Here is a 25,925-nt window from a genome sequence, read left to right as displayed (position 1 = left end):
CTAATTCTCACTCACTGGTACGACCTTGGTATCTCGATCCCATGCGGTTACAATCTCATTCTTTCGTTCTTTCAGCAGTTCTTCTTTATCGTCCCGATAGAACAAATTATAAGTATCAAAAGGAATGATTCGTCCATCAGGATGGACAATGTGAACACAGGACTTTTTGACAGAACGCACATCAAAATTGTGCGCATCAAGGAACTGCATAATGATCACCCGGAACACGTTGTCATACGTAATCTCTTCGGGAACGGCTGCGAGCGGCAGACAGCAGAGCAGGCTTTTCAATGATAGAGCGGAAGACTCCGGCGAGTGGCCGGTCGACAATAGCTCAAACATTTTATCCCTAATCACCGGATCTTGTTCAAATACGATCGTATTGCTGTCCCCTTCAAGTAAAATGTCAGGATCAATCATTCCGGTCAGCGGAATAACTTGTCCGCCAAGCTTCAGCGCATATCCCATGGCGAGGCAGTCCGGGTGACATGGAACCGGCAAAATATCATCTTCGTCAAATACTCCCGACTGATCAATGATCATCTGCCTTACTTCACTCACCGTCAGGCGATCAGTTGCAGGGTCATATCCTTCGAGTCTCCCTGCGGCCTGAATAGGCTGGATGGTGACACCGCGAACGGCTTTCTGCTGAAGACCATACTGAATAATGTCACCAATCTCTCCGTCATTAAGGCCCTTTTTCAGCGTAACAACTAAGGTTGTAGAAATGTTAAATTCATTTAAATGGTCAATCGCCTGCTGGCGTATCCGTCTTAGGTCTGCCCCTCGCAGCTCTTTCAGTACATGTGCTTCAAAACTATCGAACTGCAAATAGACCTCAAATCCAGGAGTATATTCAGATAACTTACGGGCAAATTCCCGGTCCTGTGCAATACGAATTCCATTCGTGTTCACCATAATATGTTTGATGGGACGCGCTTTACACATATCCAAAATTTCAAAAAAATCAGGATGTGTCGTCGGCTCTCCGCCGCTGATTTGCACGATGTCTGCTTCGCCTTCATTTTCGATAATACGGTCTAACATAAATTCAATCTGAGCAAGTGACCGGTACGAGGTACGATGCGGTGAAGATTCTGCAAAACAGATCGGACACTGGAGATTACAGTGATCGGTAATCTCTAGTAAGGTTAGGCAGCTGTGCTGCTCATGATCTGGACATAATCCGCAGTCATAAGGGCATCCGTACTTGATCGGAGTATTCCACACGAGCGGCATTTCTGAAGGCTTAATAAACTGACGAGTCCGGTGATAATACTCCACATCGGTGGAGATCAGCACTTTCTCCGGTCCATGAATGAGGCATCTTTTGACCATGTAGATTTTGCCGTCTTCTTCAATTACCTTTGCTTCTACTTTGCGATAACAGGTCGTACATATACTGTTGGTCAGTTCGTGATAGAGATAAGGACGGTTAGGCATGAAATCGCTCCTCCTGTTAAATACAGTTTAGGCTTGCATATTCGAACTCGTTATTTGATGATCTACCTTCTTCTTGCCATAAATAAGCCAAGCATAATAAAGCACACCAGCGATGCAGGCAAGCTGAATATTGTTCAGTCCGAGATACGGATGCGGCGTTGGTTTGATCCATTCAATACCAAGACGAAACAATAGGTACCCTGCCATAAACCACTGAAACATCCTTCCAGATACATACTTTACTTGAGTAGATGTACTGCTTTTACCACGGCTTTGACGATAAAGCGGGATGAGCAGTATAGCTAATATAATAAGAAAGAAGATTTCATAGAGCTGCGCTGGATGCCGAGCGACCCCATCTCCAAAATCCACACCCGTAACCCATGTCGTCGGCGTACCATAGGTATGGTCATCCAGTCCGGTAAGAAAACATCCGATTCTTCCTATACAAAGACCGAGCATCAGCGGATACACAAAATCATCCCCCGTCGATTGGGACCATCCTACCCAGCGCTTTGTAAGTTCCACCCCGATCAGTCCTCCGAGTAACCCTCCGACAATGGTCTTTCCGCCCCATAAGAGTTGTCCTTGACGAAGATGCTCCCAGGTAGCGACCGGGTCTTCAAGCCAAAACAGCAACTTGGCACCAATCGCTGCACCCAGAATCGTACCCGCTAAAATTTGCAGACTTGTCAGGGCAGACATCCCGCTCGGTCTTCGTGTCCACAGATAGACCCTAAATCCGATAAAATAGCTAAGGGATTCGAATAGTACATGGGGGTGAATCCGTAAGGACCCAATAGTAAGATACACAGGAAAATCCATCAGTCCACTCCTAGACATCGATAGTAATAACTAACATTAGTGAATCATTTTCATAATACCTTTAGTACGATAACAGAAAGGCACCGCATATCGTAATTAAGAGTACGGCAAGTCCTCCAATGATCGCTAAGATTGCCACAACGACTTGCAAAAAGACATTTTTCTTAGGCTCTTGAACAGAAGGAACAGCTCCATTATTGATACACTGATCACGGCAATATCCTGTCGCTGGGTCATAGCAATCCTCACAGATCGGCTTACCACATCTTCTACACTGAGCAACAGCCTGCTGATCCGGATGGTTCATACAGAGAAATTCCGCCATCACTTCACCTCTATTCGGGTTGTTTTGTTATTTATTTTCTAATAAAAGGATCGTATCCTTTCGCCTTGAGCGCTTCAACCAGTTCAGGACTCATTCCAAAATTCTGCTCCACCGCTGTAATTTGGGCCTGATCAATAATCGCTTGATTATTCATTTTCTTTTCCATGTTATGGTTGTCATTCCTATAGGCTATGAACCTAGCTAGAGCTAACAGATTATGTACCATAATAATCCATATACTGGATATATAAAAGCTTTATTTCCATATAAAATTGATTTGCCTGTAAATAATCATTCTGCTTAGATATACAAAAGAACCCGAGAGAGGGTTCTCGGGCTCCATCTATTTATCTTTTATTTTCTACCCATCTGCCTGATCTATAGGCTCTCTCACTCTTCACCAAACTTTTATCTGTCTAGACCCTACTGACGACTTCAATTCCTAATCTACTCTATTCTTATACCTGCTTTGCTGTATGCTGTTTCTTTATAAATGAAATCTGTCCTGCATGAATTCCTGTATGATACATAAGCCTTCCTACGGCTTCAAGCGGTGTGGATTCGCCAATAGGGCATTTTTTTATCTCGTTCCACTCAGATTCAGGCAGCTCCGACATTCCCGCAATAAGCCAGGTTTGAGACTCCTCTAAAAACGATACAAGCTCTGCTAGATTTGTGAATGTTTCTTTACTGCGTGCAGCCCCCCGGTTCGTATGAATCACAAGCTCTTCCGGCATCGGCTTATTAAAAAACCATGCAGCAAACATATACTCTACCTCGGCATTATGCCTGAGCATATACCCGATCGAAGTATCGTCCATTCGAAGTGCAAGTTCTTCGTTAGTCAGCTGCTTTACTGTATTTAGAAAACGGCTTTGAAGTGCATTCCATACGGGCATGATTGTAGCAAAGGTAGACATTTTCTTTCTCTCCTCCTTGTTTCTATTTCATCTTACATTACCGGGTTATTCCCTTATTTCGCTGCTGCGCTGCTGGCATGACCATCGCGGGCTACATGTTCAATCTGGTCACCAGCAAGGTCTAGATCAAAGGCAAGACCAAAGCCTGCCACGTATCTTCCTGTCTTGGGAGTAAGCTCGAACAAGGAAAAATCGAGTCCCCGCAGCATCGTTACTAGTTTCGCCGGAAACTTTTCTTCGAATAGAGCGAATACTTCTGGGTATCCCTCATTTCCCACATTTTTCGCTGTACAAGGGAAGCGAGCCCGCTGTCTTGCGAATAAATTACCCGAAGCTGCTTCATCTTCAATTAGCATCACGTCCACTTGCGGGCGATTGTCCATATAATGATAGTGATTTGCAATGCGGCTGATATAGATGTACATTTTATTGTCATGCGCTACAAAAGGAGCATAGGAAATGAAGGGGTTCCCTTCCTCATCTAACGTACTTAACATGAGCGATCTCAGCTCACCTACAAATTGTAAATAGTTATTTTTCACTTCTTCCATATTGATACGGGTCATATTCATCATCTGTTTCCACCTGCTCTATTTATATTTTGTGAAGTACGTGTATTCTAGGTTTTCTATCTTTCGTTAACTCTATATCGACCTCGACGCCGTATACACTGCGGATTAATTCTAGGTTTAGTACATCCTTCGGAGTTCCATATGCTTTTCGCTCCCCGTTCTGAATGACACATACTTTGTCGCTGTATAGACTCGCATGATTCAGATCATGCAGCACCATAACTACCGTAATCCCAAGCACCTTATTCAGCGTCTTCACCAGTTCCAGAACATCCAGTTGATGCGCAATATCCAGATAGGTAGTCGGTTCATCGAGTAATAGCAGCTTGGGACGCTGGGCGAGAGCCATGGCAAGCCAAGCTTTTCTTGACTCCCCGCCTGATAAGGAGTGAACCAAACGGTGTTCATACCTTGTCATATTCGTCTGTTCAAGTGCCCACTGAATGATCTCACGATCCTCCTGAGTGAGTTGTTCGTACCACTTTTTATGGGGCATCCGTCCAAAACCGACTAAGTCTCCAACTGTCATATCCATCGGACTTACATTTGATTGAGACAACATACATAGTTGCTTCGCCACTTCTCGGACATTCATTTCTTGAAGTTCCTTACCCTCAATGGTCACTCTGCCGCTTGCGTAAGGAATAAGGCCAGATATGCTTTTGAGCAGTGTTGATTTCCCTGACCCATTCGGTCCGATAATAGAAACAACCTCTCCTTTTTGAACGGTAAGCGACAGGTCCTGAACAATTGGTCGTTCTCCATAATGTACATGTACTGATTCCACCTGCAGCATGATCTAGGCCCCTCCTTTACGCATCAGATAGAGAAAATAAGGCCCTCCGACCATTGCCATTACAATGCCTGCCGGAATTTCAAGCGGACTAAACATCGATCTGCCAATCGTATCGGCTATAATTAATACGACAGCTCCAAGGGCTAAGCTAAAAGGAAGACTGTACTTATAATCCGAACCGATCATCATACGTGCCATATGCGGAACAATGAGTCCAACGAAGCCGACAAGCCCTACCATGGAGACAGAGACAGAAGCAAGAAAAACAGCAACAAAAGAAAGCGTAATCCGCACCCGATTTATGTTTTGACCGAGATTATGTGCTGCCTGCTCTCCAAGCCGTAAAATATTCGCCTGCCGTATACATAGAAGTGCCATGATCCATCCCACCGCAGAATAAGGTAGAATTGTTAACACCGTATCCATCCCTTTTCCCGATAAACTCCCGTTCATCCATGAGAGCGCAGCAGGTAATTTATCACTATATAGAATAGATAACAGTCCGATAACTCCGCCAAATACTGCATTCACCGCTACCCCTGATAAAATAATGCGTATGGGCGTTATCCCTTGCGTCTTCGTCCAGGCCCATCCATAAACCATCGCTGCAGCGATCCCTCCGCCGACAATAGCTGCAATGGGAATAAGCGAAGATAACTCCGGCATGACCAGCATAATAAAAAGCACAGTAACCGCAGCACCGCTAGAAACGCCAGTCAGACCAGGGTCTGCCAGCGGATTATGCATTACGGCTTGAAGCAGCGCACCCGATACTGCTAGATTAGCCCCGATGATGAGTGCGAGGATCACGCGGGGAATACGTATATTCCATAAGATGGTGTTCCACTGTTCACTTCCCGATCCGGTTAAAGTCTGGAGGACTTCCGCAGGAGATAACCTCACGCTTCCGATACCTATCGCAAGAATAATGATGATCAGTAAGATGAGATACGTCATTGCAAGAAGAAACTTCCGGCTTCTCTGCTGCCCTGTTGTATTCACAAGCTCATAAACCCCCTATTCCTCGTACAAAACGGAGGAAAGTGCTTTATAAGCGTCAGGCGTTTTGGATAGAGAAGCGACACCAAACAAGTTGTAATCCAGTGTTTTCATTTTTCCATTCTTGAACGCATCCATCTTCTCCCATGCACCATTCTTCTTCACATCTTCCTCAAACTTTTTCGCTACCGCTTCAGCATCGCCGTGGGCTACAAGTAAAATCACGTCTGGGTTGGCTTCCACTACACTTTCCATATTAAAAGGAACATACGTCTCGGTGGACTGCAGTGTATCCGTAAGTACATTTGTTGCTCCCAGATTTCTAGCAAGACTGCCGGCAAATGTATCTTCATTCATCAGCATGAGATAATCTGTGGAACCGAATAAGAACATAACAGATGGAGCTTCTTTTCCTTCTACTGATTTGACAATTTCCGATTCCTGTTCAGCAAAAGAACTCAGCACTTGCGCAGCCTCTGCTTCTTTGCCATAGAGACGCCCTATGGCAACCAGTGAAGCTTCGAGACCATCTAGCGAATCAACGGGTAGATATGCCCCCTTTAAACCGGATGGCTCCAGCATTTTGTTAATACTGTCTTTAATCGATTCGGGTGCCAGTACGGCATCAGGGGTCAGACTTGCGATCAATTCAAGATCCGGCTGATGAGATGACCCAACTTTCTGTACATCTTGATAAGCTGCTGGCAGTTCACTTTGTGTGGTTGGTACACCTTCTAGCGATAATCCTAAGTCATTAAATAATTCTGTAATGGCTACAGACAATGTTACGGTCGTACTCGGTGTTTTATTATCAAATTGAGCTAAGATTTCTTCTACTAATGCTTCGTCTACCTCGACCGTTGCAGCAGTATCATTGGTTGCAAGAGTAGTGTCTTCCGATCCAGCAGTTGCTGTCGTATCAGCGGCTGCTTGCTGCTGAGCATCAGAACTAGTCCCACTGCCGGAACCTTCCTGATTCCCACACGCCACCATAACAACCATGGTTAAAGCGATCATTCCTAACTTCCACGATGAACCCTTCTTCATACCTTCATGCCCCCTGATTTATTGTTATTTCTCTATGTAGACGAGTGATTGATAATGATTATCATTATACGTTGGTTGATAATGGTTATCAATGGACTTTTTCCGGCTCAACCATGGATTAATCCCACTAAGTTTGTGTTCTTCTCTCCTTTTCTTTCAATTCACATGAATAAAATAAAAAAACCTTTTAACGATGGATTCGTTAAAAGGTTTTTTGCGTTTACGCTATTCTAGATATGATGTTGTTACGCTCAAGCACTGCACGATCGGACTCATTTACTGGGCGGTATCCTTTTTCCAAAAGTTCTTTAATATAAATCTTGTTATAAACAAAAGAAAATACAATACCGCAAATCCACGCACCAATTCCCAATGTAAAGGAGGCAAAAATTACAGAAAGGATAAACATAATGGCTGCCCATTTCAAATCCCCTCTAAATAATGCTGGAAAGAAACCAAAGAAAAACGTGGTCCAACTAAATCCTACTTTAACGTCCTTTGTTACTCCTGCTTCATTAGCTAATACTACTCTCACAACGTGCACCCCTGTTCTTGTAAAAGGCAGCTTGCCACTTGGGTTAGAACTGAACCTAATTCTGACTACCATAGGTCTTATGTACGCCTCATTGACAAAACTCGTCTTCTTTTATTATTAATTATCATCTGGGATAACGCCGTTTTGTAAAAATCGTTGATTCCCCTGAAAATTAATAATGTATTTCTCATATATTACTGGAATTTAATTATATTCTCCATGAATAAAATGGAAAAATGATCTTATAGTCTCATTGCCAGCACATAAAAAAACCCCCTTTCAGCTATGGCTGAAAGGGGGTTTCCTTCTTCTCTAGTGCTTTAGTGCTGTTCGTGAAGTACGAACTGAGCAATATTTTTACAATGATCTCCGATCCGTTCAAGGTTCGTAAGCAAGTCCAAATAAATGGTTCCTGCACTGCTTGAGCAGATATTTTGGTTTAGACGAATGATGTGATTTTTGCGGAACACAACTTCAAGGTCATCCAATTTCGTTTCCAGTTCCAACACGGCTTTAGCTGCCTCGGTGTCCTGTCCTTCCAGTGCAATGAGCGCCTTCTCTACCGTCTGATCTGCCACTTCCATCATTTCTTGCAGTTCTTTCGTAGCCGCTTCCGAGAACAAAATCTTGTGGTTGATACTGAACTCTGCAAGCTCTACAACATTCTCTGCATGGTCGCCGATCCGCTCAATATCACTAACCGTTTGAAACCAGCCAGAAGCTTTTTCCGACTCACCTGCCGGCAGACCGTTCTTCTGGTGAATGCGAATGATGTAATCTGTTATTTTGCGATTGAGTTCATTAATAAGCTCTTCCTTTTGCAAAGCTAGGTCGGCATACTTCGTATCCCGATCGAAGAAGAACTTCGTTGCATCCTGCAACGACTCTCTTGCATACTGACCCATACGCACAATTTCATGCTGAGCTTGTCCTAATGCGACAGCTGGTGTTGCAAGTAGACGATCATCGAGATAGATCGGTTTAAACTGAATCTCATCCATCTTGCCTGGTATGACTTTGGTTACAATCCAGGCCAGTACAGGAATCAGCGGCAGGAAGATAAGGGTGTTCGTCACGTTAAACAATCCGTGGGCATACGCAATCTGCATCCGAATATTCACGCCTTCTCCCAGCCACAGTACTACCCAGAGTACAACAGGCAGTAAGAGCATGAAGATAATAGCTCCGCATACATTAAAAATAACATGCGCCAAAGCCGTACGTCTTGCTGCGATTGAAGCCCCAATGGATGCAAGGATTGCTGTAATCGTTGTACCGATGTTGTCACCAAAAAGAATCGGCAAAGATCCTCTGAGACTAATCATCCCTTCATCCGCAATCGTCTGCAGAATCCCAATGGTTGCACTAGAACTTTGTACAACCATGGTAAAGATGGTACCTACAATAAGACCCAGTACAGGTTGGTCGGCCATTTGAATCATAAAATCAGTAAAAGCCGGCAATTCCCTAAGCGGTTTCACTCCACCGCTCATCGTAGATAATCCGAGAAACAACATACCAAAACCAAAGATGACTTGGCCAATGTATTGAAATCTCTTTTTATTCAGGAAAAATAAAAAGAAGGCACCTACTGCAATAATTGGCAGCGCATACTCTTCAATTTTGATCCCGACAATAAATGCAGTCATCGTTGTACCGATATTTGCACCGAGCACAACCCCAATTGCTTGTCTAAGTGTCATAAGTCCAGCGTTTACAAGTCCAATTGCCATTACTGTCGTCCCAGAAGAGGACTGAATTAAACAAGTAACGATAATTCCAACTAGAACGCCCAATATCGGATTTGTAGTGTACTTTTCCAAAATCCCGCGCATTTTGTCACCGGCCGACTTTTGTAGACCGTCTGACATAAATTTGATACCAAATAGAAAGATGCCGAGTCCCCCGACAAACTTAAACAATATCTCTTGCCAATCCAATATATGAAAGCCTCCCTCAGTTATTGGTCGTGTCCAAACCTTTTTTAATTTATCATACTCACGAATCGAAATGAATAATTCAAGTTTAGACATTTTATGATATTTTTAGTACAAAATAAGGAAAATACTTAAGATGTTTCTAATATGGGTGTGATAAATGTAATTGAATGCAAAAAAAAGAGAGCTGACGATTCAGCCCTCTCCGATGATAATATTAGATTATATCAGTTTACGACGATACCACTTGTCTCCGCGGAATCGAATCCAGAAAATCACCCCGCGAACGCTCCACTCCGTGACCATAGCGATCCATACCCCCATGATCCCAAGTCCCAGTGTAATTCCCAGAAAATATCCTAAGAATACACGGAGAACCCACATCGACAGTAAAGAAGTTAAGGAGGTAAAGTTTGAATCTCCAGCTGCACGCAGTGCAGAAGGAAGAATAAAACTTATCGACCAGAAAATCGGCTGGATAATGGCAATCAGCAGTGTGAGTGCAAAGATATCAGGTACAATCTCAGCCGGCGGCGAGAATAATCCAACGATGAACGGAAACAGCGGAAGGATAAGAGCAGCGACCACAATAAAAAACGCAGTCGACAAGCCGATAAATGACTTAATAAATTTCCTTGCGTCCGGTATATTCCCATTACCAATACACTGACCTACTACAGTGACAATCGCGATACTAAGCGCGCTGCCCCCAATCTGGAACAACAGTGATATAGAGCCGCTGATTGCATTCACGGTAATCGCTAGCGTTCCAAGCTGAACAATAAACGTCTGAGTGAGCAGTTTCCCGCCGTTAAAGAACATCTGCTCAGCGGCAAATGGAATGCCAACCGCCATAATCCTTTTGAGGATTGAAAAATCCAATTTTAGAGCTTCTTTAACCTTGTATTTTAGAGTCTGATTTATTTTTATTAGGTAATACATCGAGATACACATACCCAGCACCCGTGCTGTGATCATGGAAATAACGAGACCCATAATTCCCATATCGAATACAGTAATAAGCAAAATATTCAGTCCAAGATACGTAAGGTTCATGATGAGTGACAACCCTAGACAAGCCTTCGTCTCTGCTACCCCGCGTAGAACACCAGTTACGGCCTGAAATATCGCAATGAACGGATAAGAAATACAGCTGCCTATAAGAAAGACTCGAGCATTCTCAAAAACTTCTGCCTCCGCCTTACCAAATAACAAATTCAGTATAGGGTTATGAAAAGTAATAACCAGCCCGCATATGACTACGGAAAGAATCGCTACTGCTGTAATAGCCTGTGTAGCCGATTTCGATACCATCTCCTCATTACGGCTCCCTTTATACTGAGCAACAATGACGGTTCCCCCTGTGGCTACCGCGACAAATACGTTAACGAGGAAAATATTGATCGAATCGACCATGCTCACGGCACTTACGGCAGCAACGCCGGATGATGCAATCATCGCTGTATTTAACAGGGCCATTAAAATAATAAAAGCCTGATCCACAAATATCGGGATAATAATCGCGATAATTTGCCTGAAATCAAGCGTCTTTCCAGTAAAATATTTATTCAAGAAGGTATTCGATTTTTCTTTATACATAGGAAGTGGATTACTCAAAGGATAATCATCTCTTTTTCATTGTATTTACAACATCGCCCAATAGTATAGCATGATTTTCTAAGTATTGGTTGTGAAGTATTTCTTTTTTATGATAATGATTGCAGAAAGACCAGTTTTCGACTATACTTTCGTTATTCCAATAAAAGTAAACAGGTGTTCATTAATGCAAATTTTAAAAGAAGAAATCCGAAATAATATCCTAAGCGCAGCCCTGTCTGAATTCGAACAATACGGATATGCGCAGTCTTCAATGAGACGAATTGCGACCGCAGCAGGAATAACAACAGGTAACATTTATCGCTATTTTAAGAACAAGGATGATTTATTCCAGGCACTGATGGGCAGAGCACATGAGCAGTTTATTTCGTACACCATCGCAATTAAGGAAGAAATAGAGAATACCTTCACCATTCACAGTGACGAGGTATTCGAGTATATGAAAATGGTGGATGAGACCATTGTAGCACTGCTGAAAGACTCAAGTACAGAGATCAAAATCTTATTAACCTTAAGTGAAGGTTCGGCTTACGCATCGGCAAAACAGGATCTTATTGCGATTGTTATTCAGATTCTAGAAAAGGTATTTACGTTGACTCGGGAAACAACTGACTTGGTCACCGAAGATCAATTAACTATTCAGATGCTTGCTGTCACCATCATTGAAGGGATATGCCTGATTCTCCGCGATCACCGGGACGGAGCAACTATTAAATATCTTGTTGATGAGCTGCTGCAGGTGTTCTCCGTGGGGATTGCGGAGAAAATTTGTTGTGGTAATCGCAATTCTTTTGATCATCTTACTTAGTGATAAAAAAATTGTGAGCAATCGCAATTCTTTTGATCATCTTACTTAGTGATAAAAAAATTGCGAGCACTCGCAAACCTTAGATTCATCTCTACTGAATGAATTATTGTTTAGGAGTATCTCCAAACCAATGGGTTCACCTCAACCGAGCGGATCATTGGGTTTTGGAGTCCAAGCTTTTGGATTCACCTCTACAGAGTGAATGAAGGATGGGGTGACCATCTCTTTTTTTAGCATTATAATGAACACCTGTTTACTAATGTTCTGTACCATAAGCTATGCCACTATTCCATGATCAAGGGAGATAATGTACGAATGCAAAAGATACTAAAGTGGCGCTGGCTTATTCTAGCCATTTGGCTAGTTAGCGCAAGCTTACTCACCGTATTTCAGCCAGATGTTAACGCGATTCTGCATGAGAGAGGCCAAGATCCGCTCACCAAAGACAGTCCTTCCAAAGTAGCAAGTGAGCTACTAAAAGAAATGACAGGAGATCAAGGTACAAGCGATATTATTGTTTTTCATAATGAAAATAAACTGTCTGATACGGATCTGACTCAGATTGAAGCAGGTATAGAAAACATACGAGATCATAGTGCTGAACTCGGTGTACACGATATGATCGATCCTTTTTCTACCCCAGAGGCGAAATCCTCTCTTCTCTCCGAGAATGGAACAACCCTTATGGTCAGCTTCAGTCTCGATAAAGGAGATCGTGAAGTTGCCGTTATTAAGGAACAACTTGAACAAGAACTCGCTGATATAGATACTGATTTTTATCTAAGCGGTGAAGATTTTATACAGAACGATTATTTGGAAGCGACAACGGCAGGTGTAGAAAAAAGTGCTTTATTAACCGTTATGTTCATTCTGGCCGTTCTCATTATTATGTTCCGTTCACTGCTCATACCCTTTATCTCGCTACTAACGGTGGGAATTACCTATCTCGTATCCATGGGCATTGCAGCACAAATTATTGAAAAATTGAATTTCCCGATCACCAGTGTAACGCAGATGTTGCTTGTCCTCATTCTGTTTGGGATCGGTACCGACTACAACATTCTTTTATTCAACCGCTTTAAAGAGGAACTTGCTCATGGTGCAACGATTAATGAAGCTATTTTCACTACGTTCCGAACCGCAGGCAAAACCATTCTTTACAGTACATTAACCGTATTTATTGCGTTTGCTGCACTAAGTTTTTCAAACTTCGGGATTTACAAATCCGCGAACGTGGTTGCCATTGGTGCGATTGTATTAATTGTGCAGATTTATACCTTGACCCCCTTCTTTATGAAGACACTTGGGGAAAAATTATTCTGGCCTGCCAAACAAAATAACGGCCATAAAGACAGCAAGTTCTGGACCAAGCTCGCTACCATATCAGTAAAATATCCGGTGATTACTACCGCGCTTATTATAATTATCATGATTCCTGTGCTCTTGTTCAGCAAACAGACGCTTTCTTTTGATCAGTTGAAAGAACTCGGTAACGCCTACCCTTCAACAAAAGGGTTCAGCCTAGTCGCAGAAAACTTCAATAAAGGTCAGGCTCTGCCTACGAATGTAGTCATTCAAAGTGATGAGAGGGTGGATAACAATGATGCCCTGGCTGTAATTGATTCCATTACCCACTCCCTTAATCAGCTCGAAGGAGTTGACAGCGTATCAAGTGTAACGCAGCCGCAGTTTGAGGAAATTCCGGATTTGTATACCAATAACCAGACCTCAGCTATAACGGAGGGGATCTCTGCTTCCAAGGATGGGGTCGATCAGATCCAAGATGGAATTTCACAGATGGAAGCAGGACTCACTACACCTGACTTTTCCGAAGTAGATCAGCTCGTTTCCGGTTCGGGAGAGATCACATCAGGCTATCAGCAGCTAACAGATGCGGTGAAAGAACTTGGAGGCGGTATGAGTGACAGTGCTGCCGGAGCAACCGGACTTTCTTCTGGGATTTCCGAGATTCGCAGTGGCCTTTCTTCCATACAAAAGAGCTCAGCACAAGTCTCTAGCGGACTCGGTGAAATCCAAAAACAATACACGGCGCTTGGCAGTGGATATGAATCACTAGCGAACCAGCTCCCCGGCATTCAGCAAGGAATGACAGGGATTAACGGACTAATCACTGCCCTAGGTGCTTCCCATAGTGAACTTGCATCAGATGATACTTATGTGCAGCTGAAGACACAGGGTGCGGCACTCGAAGGCGGCATTGCCCAGTGGGCTGGAGGGCTGACACAGCTCAACGAGAACTTTGAAAAGTTAAACAGCGCCTTTACACAAGCTACTGGCGGTCTAGACCAGATCAACAGTGCTCAGGGACAGATTCTCAGCGGACTCAAGGAATTAGAAAACGGAGCAAAACAACTGAGCTCTGGACTGAATCAAGGCGCTGGCGGCGCGGATGAGATTGCTGCAAATATGAATAAATTAAATGTTGCTTTGGCTAAAGTGAATCAGGGGCAAAAAGAACTGAGTAACGGTTTATCTCAGTTTTCGGGCGGTCTAACTTCATTAAAAGATGGACTTCATCAAAGTGGAAATGGGCTTGAAGATATTTCGGAGGGACTTGGAAAAACCAACCAATTCCTGATGCAATTCGAATCTTCGAAAACATTCTTCATTCCTAGAGAAGCGCTTGAAGGAGAAGATTTTGCCCAGGTACTTGATAATTTCATGTCCGAAGATCGTAAAATTACGAAATTGATGGTTATCTTAAATGATGATCCTTATTCCAAGAAAGCGATGGACACCATTGAAGAGATTAACGATACCGTTTCTTCGGGACTTAAAGGAACTGTATTAGACGGAGCGGTATTTGGAGCAGCCGGACCAAGCTCAACAACTTATGACACCAATAAAGTACAGCTGGAGTCATTTAACGGAACAGCAGTGATCGTAATTATCGGGGTATTCCTTGTACTGCTATTTGTCATTCGTTCCATTCTGCCATCCATCTATATTGTAATATCTCTGATTGTCTCTTACTTTGCTGCCATGGCTGCAACGAACCTGGTTACTTATCAGATCCTCGGTGCTGACGGCGTATCATCCTTTGTTCCTTTCTTCTCTTTCATCATTATTGTGGCGGTCGGAGTCGATTATAGTATCTTCTTCATGATGCGCTATAAAGAATATGGGGAACTGGACCCTGCAAAAGCACTCGTGGAATCAGCCAAAAATATTGGCGGCGTCATCATCTCCGCCATGATTATACTCGGCGGCACCTTTGCCACACTCATCCCATCAGGACTTGTCCTGCTGATTGAACTGGCTTCTGCAGTCATTGCAGGTCTCCTTGTACTCTGCTTCATATTACTTCCGATGCTGGTTCCTGCCTTGATTATGTTACCTAACGCATTCGGCAAGAGAAAAGACTCAGTCTCAAATGAGAAGTCTACGTTACATCAATAACGATATACAGTTGTTAAAAGAAGCAGATGCCTACAATAGGCTCTGCTTCTTGTTTATTTAGAGTGATCATACTCCTCTTTTAAAATGCCGAATATTTCCCGATCCACAACCCCTTTTCCTGACCAAATTGCTGCTTGTCTGAGCGTACCTTCTTTCATAAAACCGTTTTTGAGGAGCACCTTTTTGGAGACTTCATTCTGCGGCATCACATCTGCCTGAACTCGGTTAATACCTGCACGGAGGAACAGGAATTCAAGCACCAAGCGAACCGCTTCCGTTGCGTACCCCCTACCCCAATAAGCCTCCGCTAAGAAGTAACCCATCGTGGCCATGTTCACCTTGTGATTAAGATCAAACACCTCAATAATACCAATCAGCCGATCCGGCTGATCCTCAGCAAAAATCCCCCATTTTACACGAGTCTGTTTATTGAAGTCTCGCTCAAAGTACCCGACCATTTTCCTCACCGTGTCTTTGTTGTGTCTCGGAAGGATTCCGCAGTATCTAAATATCACGTCATTGCTGTATATTTCGAACAATTCATCCACATGTTCCTCTTCTACTTTCTTAAGTACAAGTATGTCTGATTTCAGAATAGGAAACGAGTCAAAAATGGGATCCATGTTCTCCTCCTTGTCATTCACCATATTCTTCTTACGTTCCGGTCTATCCCTGCAAGGTTAGATCTTTCAAGAATGGATTACGGGCAGCAATGGCGTTTGCTTTTTTCATGAGGTCTATTCCTTCCGGCCCTTGTGCAAACCGGTTAAGCAGAATCCAGCGCAAATAAGCAATAGCTTCAAATTTAGTTCTGTCTTCTTCTTGAATAGGATGTAAGGAAAGATAAGCAGTAGAGAAAGTTTCGGCAAGGAAAGAAGACATATAGATTCGCTTTAGAAAAAGAGACCAAGAAAAGTCAAATCTCGGATCACCGAGCTGTCCATTCGTCCAGTCAATGATCGTCATACGTCCATTCTTCTCCACCAAATTATTTAAGTGAAAATCACCATGGATTAAATTAGAATGTTCGATAGAAGTTAAGGATGCCACTTCAGTTACCACGAGTAATAGATCCGGATGCTGATTAAGATCGGGAAAATAATAAGAAACGAAATCATATTTAGGAAGTGTCAGCGGAAGTAGTTTCTCCACATTCACCTGATGAATCTGATATAAAAGAGCCGCGATCTCCTGCATTTTCTTTTCACTATAATCTTGTAATTCTCCGCCATCATCATAGGTGAGCAGTACTTGTTCCTTTTGTTCAGAACGTTTTTTTCCCCATCCGAGAGGCTTCGACACAGATAAACCTTGCTCATATAATCCTGATAACAATCGGTACTGATAATCAATATTCGGCTTAGAAACTTTGTTCCACACTTTTAGAATAAAACATTTTTCCTGTATACATAGTTTAAATACTTCTGCTTCCATTCCTTGAGTCATGGGCTGTACAATGATCGGTGGATTTTGAGCTAACAGCTCATCCAGTAAAGGGTCTTTCTCTATCCAGTCCATGTCACGTAGCAGTGATATCAGCTCCTTTTTTTCTCCATGTTATAGCCTATTTGTCGTATCCTTGTTACATTCGCTTAGAGAGTTTAGGATACCTTTGAAAATCAGGTACAAATGAATATAAAACATTTTTTACTTTCCCGTTACGCTCGAAATAAGGTAAGTTCATATGAGATTTGAAAGATTTGAGATTATGCTACAAAGGAGTGATGAATCATGGAACTGCATATTTCTGCTGAACATAGTAATGAAGATAGGACTTGTGTACGTAACAAGCTGATTGCATTTAATCATGCTCACTTCCCTAAAGAACTTAGTGATAGGTACGAAGAATTGAATCTTTTTCTAAAAAATGCAGACGGGGAAACTCTGGGAGGAGTTGTGGGGGACATATGCTGGAACTGGCTGGAGATCCACTATCTCATTCTGGATGAACAAATTCGCGGACTTGGATATGGGTCAAAGCTGTTATTAGAGATCGAAGAAATAGCCAGGCAGAGATCATGCGATTTCATTAAACTCGATACACTTAGCTTTCAAGCGCTGGATTTCTATTTGAAATACGGTTATGAAGTATATGGAACGATTCATAATGCAGGCGGGCATACTCACTATTACTTAAAAAAGGATTTAAAAAATTAATAGGTACATGAATCAATTTCATAATACCTTTAATGGAAGAAATCTTTTGAATGAGGTGAATGGGATGAACTTCCTTAGCGTTCGAAGTAATTAGTTGCCGGGCTGGATAAAAACGCGTATCAGCTATGAAGGGACAGGTCTGTCCTTTTGACCATAGTAACTAATTATTTGAATAGTATGGGCTCTGTTCATTCTATCGCTTTTTATGAACCTCAATTTGGAAGGTGGAAGAAAAAAATGAATGCACTCGAATACAAAGATTTTTATGATAATGTAGGAAAACGCATTGGCTGGGATTTTAGTAAGATGAAATGTGTCTCGGAGGCATTACCGTGGGACTTTTATAATGAAGTAACAAAAGTAACGAAGAAGTCAGATCTCCTGCTTGATATCGGAACGGGCGGGGGCGAAGCAATCCTCTCCATTGCCGATGCTGGACTATTACTCGTTGGGATTGACCATTCCACAGGAATGATGGAAACCGCAACTAAAAATGCTGCGAAGTCTGGCATACCTAATGTCCGTTTTCTGCAGATGGACGCGGAACAGCTTGATCATAGCTCGAAAGTAACAACGCATGTAACACAAAACCTTACTAAAAAGGGATACTCATAGGAGAGTATCTCTTTTGTTATTCTTAAGAGATGAAAGGCAAAAGCTTACATATATCCGCCTTTTATTATGGACTAATCATTTTTCACAGATTATAATAACAAAACACATCATAAAAACGAACATTAAGGCGGTAAGTATGAAGAATTATAAGCAAATATTTCAAGGCACAGCGTTTACCAGTAAGTCTCCTAAAGAAATTGATATCTTAAAAAATCATCTTTTCTGTATTAATACAGATGGAATTATTGAAAAGATTGTAGCGCCCCATGACGCAGAATATCAAACAATACTAGACGCATATCAAGGAAAACCTAACTTCCATTCCCTAGAGGAAGGGCAATATTTCTTGCCTGGTTTCGTCGATCTGCATGTACATGCGCCGCAGTGGGCTCAGTCTGGAACTGCACTTGACATTCCCCTCTATGATTGGTTACATACCTACACCTTTCCACTGGAGTCTAAGTTCTCGGATCTCGCTTTTGCCAAGGAAGTCTATGATGATGTGGTAAGCACCTTACTTGCCAACGGGACCACAACCGCTCTTTATTTTGCAACTGTGCATAAAGAAGCAAGTATCCTGCTCGCTGAGATTTGTGCAAGTAAAGGTCAGCGGGGGCTCGTCGGAAAAGTAGTGATGGACGACCCCGAGGGTAATCCAGAAAACTATCGAGATGTAGATACGAAGACTGCTCTAGCCGATACGGAAGAATTCATTATCGCTGTACAGGAACTAGCCCAAACTACCAAACAAGGGGTTTACCCTGTCGTGACACCAAGATTCATTCCAAGCTGTACAGATGAAGGTTTACAAGGACTCGGAGAACTGGCAGCGAAATACGATACCTATGTTCAGTCCCATTGCAGTGAAAGTGACTGGGCACATGGATATGTACAAGATCGTTTTAATAAAAACGATGCTTTTGCCCTGAATGATTTTGGCTTGCTTCGTGATAAATCGGTCATGGCTCATTGCAACTTTCTGGACAACAATGATGTCGAATTGTTTGCGGAGACCGGAACAGCGATTGCTCATTGTCCTGTATCTAATGCTTATTTTGCGAACAGCGTCATCCCTGTTAAAGAGTTCCACTCCAAAGGGGTAGAGATCGGCCTTGGATCTGATATTTCCGGTGGTTTCTCTCCTAGTCTGTTCGATAACATAAGACAAGCGGTCATTTCTTCCCGTATGCTGGAAGATGGTGTCAATCCTAACATTCCTGCGGAGGATCGCGGCGTTCCGGACTCACGGATTACCGTTAATGAAGCATTCTATCTGGCGACAGCCGGCGGCGGAGAAAGCTTAAGCTTACCGATCGGTCGTATTAAAGAAAGCTATGTATGGGATGCACAGGTGATCGATACGAAGTTACCCACTGCTAAGTTACCTATTTATAATAAAGATGAAGATTTACATGATGTTTTCCAAAAAATGATGTACCTTGTAAGGCCTGAGCATATCCGTGAAGTCTGGGTGCAAGGCGAGAAAGTTCATACACGCTAGGAATTAAAAAATAGAGAAAAACCGAGGTGTGCATCAGGAGTGAAAACACAAGTAGAGCATCAAGATCATACAGAAATAAGATCACAACATCTAACGATCTTACCGGATGAGAAAGTACCTTTCTTCAAATCTGCCTTCCTAGGCTTACAACACGTACTCGCTATGGATATCTATGTGGTGCCTTTCCTAGTCGCAATATTACTTGGATTACAATCCAATCAGTCAAGTGCTTTGATTCAATCTACCTTTATTGCTGCAGGGATCGGTACGATCGTACAATCCTATTTTTGTATGAAACTGCCTATGGCCCAAGGCCCGTCTTATGTTCCGCTGGGTGCGATCATCAGCATTTATGCTGCTAGCGGCGGCGGGGAATTAGGTTGGAGTTCTGTTCTCGGTGCAAGTTTGGTGGGTTCGTTGCTTGTAATCGGTCTAGGATTTACCGGTGTTTATAATACGATTGTCAAAAACTTCATTCCGCCTGTCGTTGGCGGTACGATTATCTTTAACGTAGGACTATCACTACTGCCTGTTGCACTGCAAGATAATATTTATGAAGCTTCCGGTGCTACCGTTCAGCAAAATGTTCTGTTAGCACTGATTACCGGTGCTGTACTCATGTTTTTCGTTATTCTTGGTTCTCTTTTAGGTAAAAAAGGATCTTTCTTCCGAATCACATCCGTACTTATGGCATTAATCGCTGGATGTATTGCAGCAAGCTTTATGGGCGTTCTGGATTTTTCAGCAGTCGCTAATGCGAAATGGTTCAGCATGCCGCAGATTCCTTTTAAAGATTTTGGATTCTCTTTCAATCTTTCAGCGATTATTACTATGGTCATTGTTTATCTCGTACTCATGGCAGAAACAACAGGTACTTGGTTTGCCATCAGTAACGTAATTGATCGGCCGTTAACGGATAAGAATATTAACCAAGGTGTGGTTGGCGAAGGTATCAGCTGCCTGGTTGCATCCCTGCTCGGTTCGACTCCGGTTACTGGTTATTCTACAAATGCGGGAATTATTTCGATCACCGGTATCGCCAGCCGCCGCGTCTTTCTCGCGGTAGGAGGATGGTTCGTCCTCTTCGGTTGTCTTAGTAAACTCGCCGTGCTGATCTCTTCGATTCCATCTGCCGTCATCGGCAGTGTATTCTCCATCATCTGCGGAATTATCGCTATTAACGGACTGCAAGTAATCAAGAATCAAACCATGGGCGAAAAAGAAGTGTACATTATTTCGATTCCGATGATTTTCACACTTGCTTTAGTGCTCATTCCTGATGAATTCTTATCTTCCATGCCTACTTTCGTGCAGTATATCTTGGGCTCTCCTATACTGGTTGCCTCGGTTACCGCGATTGTGCTCAATAAAATACTGCCGAGTGCAAAGTAAGATAGAATACTATATCGACTCAAAAGAATGCATCTAAATTTATACTTTTAACTCTAAAAACGCGTAAGAAGCTGCTCCATACGAGTAGCTTCTTACGCGTTTTCCTATTCTTTTACCTGCGCTACTTCACCTTCTCTATTGAAATAATACCAAGTGTCATAATGATCAACGACGGCCGGATCCGTATTCGAACCATAGTAGCTCGCCGTATACTTGAAATCAGTCAACTGCTTGCTGCCTAGTGAAAAAGAAATTTCCACATCTGGATATGAAAAATTTCGGTCAGCATGCTCTTTTACAAACATTCCCTTTACGATTCCTTCCTGAACTTCACTGCTTAGAAAAAAATTGCGACTTTCCTCGAAAATTTGTCCCTTTTCTTCCTCATTATTTATCTGATAACGAAATACCATTGTCGTCTCCGTAAACAGGATGGACAGCTCTTCTATATTTTCATAGGTAAACAGCATACGTTCTTTAAACTCTTTCACTTTATCGCTACGAATTTCTTTACTAGGAGCACATCCCGTTACTACAAGCAATGTACAGCAGAGCAGGATGATAATAGACTGACGCATGCCCCCCCTCCTTCTTGGTGAAAGAAACTTTCTTAGATAATTATATTATTCCCGGTTGAGCCGATCATTCCTTCAAATATACAGTAACACAGCGGTTTTCGTTCACATCTTGATGGACATTTTCGCTTTATAGAAGCTAACAAAATACTCACTAACTTGAGCCTGATTATCAATCATCTCAATAGGTGCAATTAACTTTATAACTTCTCCATTATATTCAGCTGTCGTTTCTCCTATTACTGCAGTCAGCGTGTTCCCGTTATAGGTAATTGAAATCTTTTTCGCTCTAGGCTCCCAGTCCAATTCTGCTCCGAATTGATCAAAACTGTCACGCAGTCGCATTAATTTTCGTTCAGAGTCGCCGAACATTTTCTTTCCTATCACAGCATGAACGCCCCAGTTACCGTCAACGACTTGAGTTATACCAAAATCGGTGGATACCGACATTAATGAATAGGCTTCATCTTCGGTTAAGTTCATCCCTTTCATCAGGAAAGCCTTAGTTTTAAGCGCTGCATCTTTCATCGCTTTGTCGATAGATGAATTGTTATAAATGTCCTCTTGAGCATTTTCCCCTAGCTCTTCTAAGTAATTCGCATAGCTAAATCCATGTACAACCCACTCATTCTCATTTTCAAGTAATGGAAAGTTAAGTCCACTCAACTTTTTGTTCAGTGATGACTTTTTATGAAGAATAACTTGGATATCGCCAGTTACCGAAGTCTCAATGGCTGTTCCATTCAGTTCAGAGTCTCCTTGCCCCGCATGTGGGTCACCTATAGAAAGTAATGCTCCGGGAACGGAGATTGGATAGTACATCGTAGCCCCTTCGGTGATACGCCAATCATCAATATTCCCGCCATAATAAGAAGGAGGAACCGAATCCACAATATCCGCTTCTTTTGGTGCTACACTCATCGTTCCAAAGTGGAGCTTCACCGGAATTTGGATGTCTTTCAGCACATTATTATTTTTATCAATCGTATCATGATCAACAATCACACCCGGATAGTCAATTGTCGAATGTACCTTTCCATTTGGATCGGTCTGAGGAGTCCATTTGAAATTATACAGTGCCTTTGCGTAATCTACTCCCCCGCTTGTGTCCATCTCATAGATCGTTACCACTTCACGCTTCATTGGTTCTTCAATCATCTCACCATATAAGTACCCCCAGTTGGCGGCAACATTGGCACCATACGTTTTACCTGCATACTGCTCATTCCCATTTGGACGCAGCCTCATATCGAGTATCTTGACTTCAAGTACATCTCCAGGCTCTGCTCCTTCGACAGCAATTGGCCCTGTCATAATATGTACGCCCGGTCCGCGATCCGACTCCTTTTTCTCATTCTCAGTCCAATGAAAAATATCCTCTACTCCTTCATCCCCTTGAATCATTCGTTCATAATCGTCCCCCGAATGATGGGTCACTGCCTCGACAGTAACAATATCTCCTGAGTTTACGGTAAGGACAGGCTTGCCTACTCCGATGTTCCCCCAGCGGATATTATCTGCATTTGCTGCGAGATAGTGAGTTTTAGGGAGGCTACCCACCTTATCTGCGTTAGCATTACTAACTCCATAACTCGGATTCACCAAAAGAAACATGGATAAGGCAACATAAAATTTGCATAAATTACGTTTTTTCATAATTCATCCCCTCAATATTTAGTATATGTTACTTTTTCTTACTTAATATGGGATTGATTATAGCAAACGGTTTTTCCATGAACAATATAAACATTTTTATTAGGTTGAATTTAATATTTGATCAATTACTTTGTTTTCGATGGTTCTAAGCATGAAGGAAGTGATTAAGAGTCGGAAATATGAGGATGTGGGCTTATCTAAAATGTGGATTGATCCTAGAAATACTAATCGTAAGACAACAAAAAAGCCGCCCTATTGGCGACTTCTCTTATTGATAATTTCTTATTCGTTTTTACTAAACGGTATCCATTTTTATATTTATTTTTCTGTCTTTATAATAGTACTCCTTGTCATGCTCATTGATTTCGCGAAGCACACGGCATGGATTCCCCACGGCAACCACACTCGCTGGAATATCCTTGGTTACCACACTGCCTGCACCGATCACTGTGTTATCACCAATCTTTACGCCTGGAAGAATCACAGCACCTGCACCAATCCATACATTCCTGCCGATATGAACGGGGATGTTGAACTGGGTTACAGGCTCACGCAGCTCGGGCAGAACGGGATGACCTCCGGTAGCAACCGTCACATTTGGGCCAAACATTGTATAATCCCCGACATAGATATGCGTATCATCTACCATCGTCAGATTAAAGTTAGCATACACATTGCTTCCAAAATGCACATGCTTTCCACCCCAATTGGCATGAAACGGAGGCTCAATATAGCAGTCATCTCCAATTTCAGCAAACATCTCTTTCAAAAGCGCTTGGCGCTTTTCTCCTTCAGATGGACGCGTTGCATTAAAATCATAGAGCTTTTCTAAGCATTTCATTTGTTTATTCATCAACTCTTCATCGGTGCAGCTATAAATTTCGCCTGAATGCATTTTTTCATATATATTCATATGATCACGCCTTTCTTGGTGAATATGTACTCTGGATAAGCTTATCTTGAATAGCAGGATCATTACAACTTTTTCTAGAAATCTTCTAAAGTTATCCCAAGTGTGATCTATTTGATTGCTATACCTCCTTGGTTATAGATACCATAACTCATTGAAGTACATATCATTTTGTTACTTTTGAAATGAATTTAAGACAGGGGAGTTATCAGGATGAAAAGAATTGTAACACTAAGTACTCGCAGACTAATGGATACAGAAAAATACGGCGGATGCGGTGCTTGCCAAACTTCTTGCCAATCCGCTTGCAAGACTTCTTGCGGGGTTGCTAACCAGCGTTGTGAAAACCCAATGAACAAGTAAGGAGCTTGATTACTAAGAATGATTCATCAATATCAACTGAACGGATACAATATCGCGCTCGATACCTACAGCGGTTCGGTGCATGTTGTTGATGATCTGGCATATAAAATTATTGGACTCTATGAGCAGACACCCCCAGAAGACATTCTGAAGTTGATGCTTGAAGAATATAAGCAAGACGCAGACATTACGGAGAAAGATATTCGCGATACGATCGCAGCTGTTGAGGAACTCAAAGAAACAGGCCAGCTCTTTACAAGCGATCCGTATGAGAATCTTTCTATGGATTTAAGAAATCGTAAAACATATGTGAAAGCGCTGTGCCTCAATGTTGCACATACCTGCAATCTATCATGTGATTACTGCTTCGCGAGTCAAGGGAAATATAACGGCAACCGGGCAATCATGAGCTATGAGGTTGGACAAAAAGCGATCGATTTCCTTCTAGAGAATTCAGGTCATCACCGGAACCTAGACATTGATTTCTTCGGCGGCGAACCGCTTATGGCCTGGAAAGTCGTTAAACAGATTGTTGCTTATGCCAGAAGCAAAGAAAAAGAATATAAGAAAAAATTCCGCTTCACTTTTACGACAAACGGCATGCTGCTGAACGATGAAGTTACCGAATTTTTAAATCAGGAAATGTACAACGTGGTACTTAGTCTGGATGGTAGAAAAGAAGTTCATGACCGGCTGCGTACAACGGTGAATGGAAAAGGCAGTTATGACCATATTGTGCCGAAGTTCCAAGAATTCGTTCAAAAGCGCGGAGACCAAGAATACTATGTGCGGGGAACCTACACGGGGAATAATGTGGATTTCACAAATGATATTTTTCATATCGCGGACCTTGGTTTTGATAAAATCTCGATGGAGCCGGTTATCTGTGATCCACGGGAGCCTTACGCACTAACTGAAAAAGATCTCCCAGAGATTTATAACCAGTATGAAATTCTCGCTAAAGAAATGATCAAGCGTGACGAACAAGGAGAAGGCTTCACATTCTATCATTACATGCTGGACCTCTCCGAAGGACCTTGTATCCAGAAAAGAATTACGGGATGCGGTTCGGGAACAGAATATCTTGCGGTAACGCCATGGGGCGAGCTGTTCCCTTGTCATCAGTTCGTCGGAGATGAAGATTACAGCATGGGCAATCTGTGGGATGGGATCACACAGACGGATCTGCAGTGTCAATTCAAGGAGAGTAACTGTTACTCAAAACCGGAATGCAAAGATTGCTGGGCGAAACTTTATTGCAGCGGCGGCTGCCCTGCTAATGCTCTGCATGCAACAGGTTCGATCAACGGCACCTATGACTTTAGCTGTGACGTCTTCCGTAAGCGTGTGGAATGCTCCATGATGGTGAAGGTTGCTGAGTCGATGAGAGCAATGGAAAGTGACTCTTAAAGTTATCTCTTTTCCTTAACATGTAAGAAAAGATAAGAAAGTACATCACACTTATATGTGGTGTACTTTCTCTGTTTATAACATGACAACGTATTTTTACCT

At 42.5% G+C, this 25,925-nt stretch carries 25 protein-coding genes; 8 read left to right on the top strand and 17 right to left on the bottom strand.

Going from position 1 to position 25,925, the window contains the following annotated elements; translation table 11 throughout:
• From GQY27_RS10025 to GQY27_RS09975, 12 genes are all read right to left on the bottom strand, one after another.
• Window positions 1–1,443, bottom strand: coding sequence for a radical SAM protein (locus GQY27_RS10025; protein ID WP_160033849.1), 1,443 nt, complete (start codon window positions 1,441–1,443; stop codon window positions 1–3).
• A gap of 27 nt (window positions 1,444–1,470) precedes the next feature.
• Window positions 1,471–2,268, bottom strand: a complete 798-nt coding sequence (locus GQY27_RS10020) for a prolipoprotein diacylglyceryl transferase (RefSeq protein WP_160033847.1) — start codon at window positions 2,266–2,268, stop codon at window positions 1,471–1,473.
• Window positions 2,269–2,329: 61 nt separating this feature from the next.
• A complete protein-coding gene (locus tag GQY27_RS10015) occupies window positions 2,330–2,593 on the bottom strand; it encodes a B-box zinc finger protein (RefSeq protein WP_160033845.1) in 264 nt (87 codons plus the stop codon).
• 31 nt (window positions 2,594–2,624) lie between these two features.
• Window positions 2,625–2,759 (bottom strand): hypothetical protein, encoded by a 135-nt coding sequence (locus tag GQY27_RS21915; RefSeq protein ID WP_268893025.1) that lies wholly within the window; start codon window positions 2,757–2,759, stop codon window positions 2,625–2,627.
• Between the two features lie 292 nt (window positions 2,760–3,051).
• Window positions 3,052–3,513, bottom strand: a complete 462-nt coding sequence (locus GQY27_RS10010) for a DinB family protein (protein WP_160033843.1) — start codon at window positions 3,511–3,513, stop codon at window positions 3,052–3,054.
• Window positions 3,514–3,566: 53 nt separating this feature from the next.
• On the bottom strand, window positions 3,567–4,088 hold the full coding sequence (locus GQY27_RS10005; protein ID WP_328802985.1) for a HugZ family pyridoxamine 5'-phosphate oxidase: 522 nt from the start codon (window positions 4,086–4,088) through the stop codon (window positions 3,567–3,569).
• A gap of 19 nt (window positions 4,089–4,107) precedes the next feature.
• Entirely contained in the window at window positions 4,108–4,881 is a 774-nt protein-coding gene (locus GQY27_RS10000; RefSeq protein ID WP_160033841.1) for an ABC transporter ATP-binding protein, read from the bottom strand.
• Between the two features lie 3 nt (window positions 4,882–4,884).
• A complete protein-coding gene (locus GQY27_RS09995) occupies window positions 4,885–5,838 on the bottom strand; it encodes a FecCD family ABC transporter permease (protein WP_160034015.1) in 954 nt (317 codons plus the stop codon).
• Between the two features lie 60 nt (window positions 5,839–5,898).
• A complete protein-coding gene (locus GQY27_RS09990; RefSeq protein WP_160033839.1) occupies window positions 5,899–6,927 on the bottom strand; it encodes a helical backbone metal receptor in 1,029 nt (342 codons plus the stop codon).
• Window positions 6,928–7,147: 220 nt separating this feature from the next.
• Window positions 7,148–7,462, bottom strand: a complete 315-nt coding sequence (locus GQY27_RS09985; RefSeq protein WP_160033837.1) for a DUF2628 domain-containing protein — start codon at window positions 7,460–7,462, stop codon at window positions 7,148–7,150.
• A gap of 320 nt (window positions 7,463–7,782) precedes the next feature.
• On the bottom strand, window positions 7,783–9,402 hold the full coding sequence (locus GQY27_RS09980; protein WP_160033835.1) for a Na/Pi cotransporter family protein: 1,620 nt from the start codon (window positions 9,400–9,402) through the stop codon (window positions 7,783–7,785).
• Between the two features lie 219 nt (window positions 9,403–9,621).
• Window positions 9,622–10,998 carry an MATE family efflux transporter gene (locus GQY27_RS09975; RefSeq protein WP_160034013.1) on the bottom strand — a complete coding sequence of 459 codons (1,377 nt, stop codon included), beginning with the start codon at window positions 10,996–10,998 and terminating at the stop codon, window positions 9,622–9,624.
• 184 nt (window positions 10,999–11,182) lie between these two features.
• Between GQY27_RS09975 and GQY27_RS09970 the strand changes: the two genes are divergently transcribed.
• Window positions 11,183–11,824 (top strand): TetR/AcrR family transcriptional regulator, encoded by a 642-nt coding sequence (locus GQY27_RS09970; protein WP_160033833.1) that lies wholly within the window; start codon window positions 11,183–11,185, stop codon window positions 11,822–11,824.
• A 315-nt stretch (window positions 11,825–12,139) separates the two neighbouring features.
• Window positions 12,140–15,244, top strand: coding sequence for an MMPL family transporter (locus GQY27_RS09965; protein WP_160033831.1), 3,105 nt, complete (start codon window positions 12,140–12,142; stop codon window positions 15,242–15,244).
• Window positions 15,245–15,297: 53 nt separating this feature from the next.
• On the opposite strand, the gene GQY27_RS09960 is transcribed toward GQY27_RS09965, so the two are convergent.
• Window positions 15,298–15,867, bottom strand: a complete 570-nt coding sequence (locus GQY27_RS09960) for a GNAT family N-acetyltransferase (protein WP_236570545.1) — start codon at window positions 15,865–15,867, stop codon at window positions 15,298–15,300.
• 43 nt (window positions 15,868–15,910) lie between these two features.
• A complete protein-coding gene (locus GQY27_RS09955; RefSeq protein WP_160033827.1) occupies window positions 15,911–16,762 on the bottom strand; it encodes an aminoglycoside phosphotransferase family protein in 852 nt (283 codons plus the stop codon).
• Window positions 16,763–16,975: 213 nt separating this feature from the next.
• Here GQY27_RS09955 and GQY27_RS09950 point away from each other — a divergent pair, with 213 nt between their 5' ends.
• From GQY27_RS09950 to GQY27_RS09935, 4 genes are all read left to right on the top strand, one after another.
• Window positions 16,976–17,401 (top strand): GNAT family N-acetyltransferase, encoded by a 426-nt coding sequence (locus GQY27_RS09950; RefSeq protein WP_160033825.1) that lies wholly within the window; start codon window positions 16,976–16,978, stop codon window positions 17,399–17,401.
• Window positions 17,402–17,638: 237 nt separating this feature from the next.
• The gene (locus tag GQY27_RS09945; RefSeq protein WP_160033823.1) at window positions 17,639–18,016 is read left to right on the top strand and encodes a class I SAM-dependent methyltransferase; all 378 of its coding nucleotides are present in this window, start codon (window positions 17,639–17,641) and stop codon (window positions 18,014–18,016) included.
• 136 nt (window positions 18,017–18,152) lie between these two features.
• Window positions 18,153–19,517, top strand: a complete 1,365-nt coding sequence (guaD, locus tag GQY27_RS09940; protein ID WP_160033821.1) for a guanine deaminase — start codon at window positions 18,153–18,155, stop codon at window positions 19,515–19,517.
• 39 nt (window positions 19,518–19,556) lie between these two features.
• Entirely contained in the window at window positions 19,557–20,909 is a 1,353-nt protein-coding gene (locus GQY27_RS09935; protein WP_160033819.1) for a uracil-xanthine permease family protein, read from the top strand.
• A 104-nt stretch (window positions 20,910–21,013) separates the two neighbouring features.
• Here the strand turns inward: GQY27_RS09935 and GQY27_RS09930 are convergent, their stop codons facing one another.
• The 3 genes from GQY27_RS09930 to GQY27_RS09920 all read right to left on the bottom strand — a co-directional run bounded on the left by GQY27_RS09930 (window position 21,014) and on the right by GQY27_RS09920 (window position 24,053).
• The gene (locus tag GQY27_RS09930; protein ID WP_160033817.1) at window positions 21,014–21,487 is read right to left on the bottom strand and encodes a hypothetical protein; all 474 of its coding nucleotides are present in this window, start codon (window positions 21,485–21,487) and stop codon (window positions 21,014–21,016) included.
• 102 nt (window positions 21,488–21,589) lie between these two features.
• Window positions 21,590–23,140 carry an acetamidase/formamidase family protein gene (locus GQY27_RS09925; protein WP_160033815.1) on the bottom strand — a complete coding sequence of 517 codons (1,551 nt, stop codon included), beginning with the start codon at window positions 23,138–23,140 and terminating at the stop codon, window positions 21,590–21,592.
• 295 nt (window positions 23,141–23,435) lie between these two features.
• Window positions 23,436–24,053 (bottom strand): sugar O-acetyltransferase, encoded by a 618-nt coding sequence (locus tag GQY27_RS09920; RefSeq protein WP_160033813.1) that lies wholly within the window; start codon window positions 24,051–24,053, stop codon window positions 23,436–23,438.
• A gap of 210 nt (window positions 24,054–24,263) precedes the next feature.
• Here GQY27_RS09920 and scfA point away from each other — a divergent pair, with 210 nt between their 5' ends.
• Together scfA and scfB are read left to right on the top strand one after the other, a co-directional pair.
• Complete coding sequence (gene scfA, locus GQY27_RS09915; RefSeq protein WP_160033811.1) at window positions 24,264–24,413, top strand: six-cysteine ranthipeptide SCIFF; 150 nt, start codon at window positions 24,264–24,266, stop codon at window positions 24,411–24,413.
• Window positions 24,414–24,431: 18 nt separating this feature from the next.
• Complete coding sequence (scfB, locus tag GQY27_RS09910; RefSeq protein ID WP_160033809.1) at window positions 24,432–25,823, top strand: thioether cross-link-forming SCIFF peptide maturase; 1,392 nt, start codon at window positions 24,432–24,434, stop codon at window positions 25,821–25,823.
• Window positions 25,824–25,925 lie beyond the last annotated feature (102 nt).

Origin of the sequence: Paenibacillus sp. An7, assembly GCF_009870785.1 — a bacterium.
In the GTDB taxonomy this organism is placed as follows: domain Bacteria; phylum Bacillota; class Bacilli; order Paenibacillales; family Paenibacillaceae; genus Paenibacillus.
The sequence above is the reverse complement of the archived record's forward strand: the minus strand, read 5'-3'. Positions and strand labels throughout refer to the sequence as shown.